Origin of the sequence: Stenotrophomonas sp. YIM B06876 (genome assembly GCF_030711595.1) — a bacterium.
Taxonomy (GTDB): Bacteria; Pseudomonadota; Gammaproteobacteria; order Xanthomonadales; family Xanthomonadaceae; genus Stenotrophomonas.
This window is the reverse complement of record NZ_JAUJUJ010000230.1, coordinates 1-1,262: the sequence shown is the minus strand read 5'-3', so window position 1 is coordinate 1,262 and position 1,262 is coordinate 1. Positions and strand designations below refer to the sequence as shown.

Annotated in this window: 1 protein-coding gene; it reads right to left on the bottom strand. The window is 67.6% G+C overall.

The genetic code is table 11. The features are described from left to right. Window positions 1-19 precede the first annotated feature (19 nt). Window positions 20-1,262, bottom strand: a 1,243-nt coding sequence (locus tag QZH66_RS16325; RefSeq protein WP_305806930.1) for an amidohydrolase family protein, incomplete at its 5' end; no start/stop codon positions are given.

The following is a 1,262-nucleotide window of genomic DNA, read 5'->3' as shown; positions in this document are numbered from 1 at the left end:
GGCAGGGGGAAGGCAAGGCTCAGTGTGCCGCCGTCGACGATTTGGGCCGCAGGAACTGCCCGAAGCCCTTGGGGCTGGTCGCTTGGCGGCCGTCGAAGGCCAGCACGCCGCGGCAATAGGTGGCCGCCACGCGCACGTTGAAGGTGCGGCCTTCGAAGGAGCTCCACTGCACGGCCGACAGGCTGTTCGACGGGTCGAAGGCGTAGCGCTCGGGCTGGACGATGACGATGTCGGCGTCCATGCCGACATCGAGCGAGCCCTTGCGGTCGTCCAGCAGAAAGTGGCGCGCCGGATTGGCGCACAGCTGCTTGACCACCATGGTCGGCGAGATGCCGTGCTCCTCGCAGCCGGTCCAGAAGGCGGGCAGCAGCGTCTCCAAGCCCGGGCCGCCCGACGCGTTCTTGAACACGTTCGGGTTGCCCTTGCGCTCCAGGCCCCAGCTCACGTGGTCGGACGAGACGAAGGTGCACTCGCCGTTGGCGATGTGCGTCCACAGCAGCTCCATCTCGGCCTTGGGACGGATCGGCGGGTAGTGCTTGGTCTTGGCGCCGAAGCGCTTGGTGTGCTCTTCGTGGTTCAGCATGAGGTACTGGATGCAGGTCTCGATGCTGGCGCGGTGGCCGGCGCGGCGGTACATGTTGCAGATCTCGAAGCCGCGCGAGGTCGACACGTGGACCGCATGGGCGCGGGCGCCGGTCGCGGCGCCGATCTCATAGATCAGCGCGGTGGCGAGGTTCTCGATCAGCGGCGGGTGCGCGCGCATGAAGGCGTCCCATCCGGTGTCGCCGGCTTCGACCAGGCGCTGGATGTTCTTGCGCGTGAGTTCCTGCATCTGGTTGTGCACGCCGCAGGCCAGGCCCGAGGGCGCGATCAGGCGNTGCGCGCGCATGAAGGCGTCCCATCCGGTGTCGCCGGCTTCGACCAGGCGCTGGATGTTCTTGCGCGTGAGTTCCTGCATCTGGTTGTGCACGCCGCAGGCCAGGCCCGAGGGCGCGATCAGGCGGAAAGCCTCTTCGAGCACGTCTTCTTCGACGCGCGGAAAGCGCCCTGGCGTGGCCTCGAAGGTCGAGAACTTGAAGGCGCAGACACCGCCCTCGATCAGGCCGGCAGCGGCCTGCAGGCCATGTGTTTCGTTCAGCGTGCCGAACAGTGCCACGTCGACATGGCATTCGCGCTCGACCTCGGCGATCTTGGCGTCGAGTTGCGGCCGCGAGGCGACCGGCTCCGGGTCGTCGTAGGGCATGTCGACCATCACCGTCACG